General features: G+C 67.4%; 2 protein-coding genes. Both read left to right on the top strand.

The genetic code is table 11. From position 1 onward, the window contains the following. The coding region (gene phnA, locus BLW48_RS34815) for a phosphonoacetate hydrolase (RefSeq protein WP_143047886.1) at positions 1-1096 on the top strand (1096 nt) is incomplete at its 5' end. 23 nt (positions 1097-1119) lie between these two features. Beyond that, a partial coding sequence (gene phnY, locus BLW48_RS34820) for a phosphonoacetaldehyde dehydrogenase (protein WP_093180249.1) occupies positions 1120-2474 on the top strand: 1355 nt, incomplete at its 3' end.

Here is a 2474-nt window from a genome sequence, read left to right on the forward strand (position 1 = left end):
CATCGAGCGCATGCGCAAGACCGGAGCAGACCTGCTGGCCGACTGCGTGGTGCCCTCCTTCACCAACCCGAACAACCTGTCCATCGTCACCGGCGCCCCACCGGCCGTGCACGGCATCTGCGGCAACTACTTCTTCGACCGCGAACTCGGCCAGGAAGTCATGATGAACGACCCCAAGTACCTGCGCGCGGGCACCGTGCTCGCAGCCTTCGCCGATGCAGGCGCCTCGCTCGCGGTGGTCACCGCCAAGGACAAGCTGCGCAAGCTGCTGGGCCACCGCATGAAGGGCATCTGCTTCTCGTCCGAGAAGGCCGACCAGGCCACCATCGAGGAGAACGGCATCGACGGCGTGGTCAAGATGGTCGGCATGCCCGTGCCCTCGGTGTACAGCGCGGAGCTGTCGGAGTTCGTCTTCGCCGCAGGCGTGAAGCTCATGGAATCGCGCCGCCCCGACCTGATGTACCTGTCGACCACCGACTACGTGCAGCACAAGGCCGCCCCCGGCAGCCCCGCGGCCAACGCCTTCTACGCCATGATGGACGGCTACCTCGCGCAGCTCGATGCGCTGGGCGCCACCATCGTGCTCACGGCCGACCACGGCATGAACGACAAGCACGACGCCGACGGCGCCCCCAAGGTCATCTACCTGCAGGACGTGCTCGACGACTGGTACGGCAAGGACCAGGCCCGCGTGATCCTGCCGATCACCGACCCGTACGTGGTGCACCACGGCGCGCTGGGCTCGTTTGCCACCGTGTACGCCCCCGACGAGGCCCGCGTGCCGGGCTGGATCGAGCGCATCCAGCGCCTGCCGGGCATGGAGCTGGTGCTCTCGCGCAAGGACGCGGCCGCGCGCTTCGAGCTGCCGCCCGACCGCATCGGCGACATCGTGGTGGTCAGCGAGCAGAGCACGGTCATCGGCACCTCGGCCAGCCGGCATGACCTGTCGGCGCTGGAAGTGCCGCTGCGCTCGCACGGCGGGGTGTCGGAGCAGCGCGTGCCGCTGATCTGCAACCGGCCGGTCACCGGCATTGCCGCCAGCCGCCGGCTGCGCAACTTCGATGCGCTGGACCTTGCGCTGAACCACGCCCAGTAAACCGTCGCCCGGAGCACTCCCCCATGAGCCAAGCCACCCTGAAGCCAGGCACCATTCACCGCGAAGCCCTGCGCATTGCCGGCGAGCGGATTCACCGCGACCGCACGATCGACGTCACCTACCCCTACACCGGCGAAGTGATCGCCACCGTGCCCAAGGCCACGCTCGAAGATGTTCGGGTTGCCTACAAGATCGCACGCGACTACAAGCCCACCCTCACGCGCTACGAGCGCTACAAGATCCTGATGCGCGCGGGCGAGATCATCGCCTCGCGCCTGGACGAGATCTCGCGCGTGATCACGATGGAGTCGGGCCTGTGCCGCAAGGACTCGCTGTACGAGGTGGGCCGCGCCTCCGACGTGCTGCTGTTCGCGGCCAACCAGGCGCTGGTGGACGACGGACAGGTGTTCTCCTGCGACCTCACGCACCACGGCAAGAGCCGCAAGGTCTACACGCTGCGCGAGCCGCTGCAGGGTGCGATCACGGCCATCACGCCGTTCAACCACCCGCTGAACCAGGTGATCCACAAGGTGGCGCCCTCCATTGCCACCAACAACCGCATGGTGCTCAAGCCCAGCGAGAAGACGCCGCTGACGGCCTTCATCCTGGCCGACATCCTGTACGAGGCGGGCCTGCCGCCGCCGATGCTGTCGGTGATCACGGGAGACCCGCGCGAGATTGCCGACGAGATGCTCACCAGCGCCGACGTGGACCTGGTCACCTTCACGGGGGGCGTGGCCATCGGCAAGTACATCGCGGGCAAGGCGGTGTACAAGCGCCAGATCCTGGAGCTGGGGGGCAATGATCCGATCATCGTGATGGAGGATGCGGACGTCGAGGAGGCCGCCACGCTGGCGGCCAGCGGCTCGTACAAGAACTCGGGCCAGCGCTGCACGGCGATCAAGCGCATGCTGGTGCACGAGGCGGTGGCGGACCGGTTCGTGGAGTTGCTGCTGGCCAAGACAAAGGCGCTGAAGTACGGCGACCCGATGGACCCGGCCACGGACATGGGCACGGTGATCGACGAGGCGGCTGCGATCCAGTTCGAGGCGGTGGTCAACGAGGCGATCAAGGCGGGTGCGAAGCTGCTGTACGGCAATGAGCGCAGCGGTGCGCTGTATTCGCCGACGGTGCTCGACCATGTGGACCCCGGGATGACGGTGGCCAGGCACGAGACCTTCGGGCCGGTGTCGCCGGTGATCCGCTTCAGGACGATCGAGGAGGCGATCCGCATCTCCAACGGCACGGCCTACGGGCTGTCGTCGGCGGTGTGCACGAACCGCATGGACTACATCACGCGCTTCATCCGCGAGCTGAACGTGGGCAGCGTCAACGTGCGCGAGGTGCCGGGCTACCGCCTGGAGCTCACGCCCTTCGG

The organism is Variovorax sp. YR266 (assembly GCF_900107295.1).
Lineage (GTDB): Bacteria > Pseudomonadota > Gammaproteobacteria > Burkholderiales > Burkholderiaceae_C > Variovorax.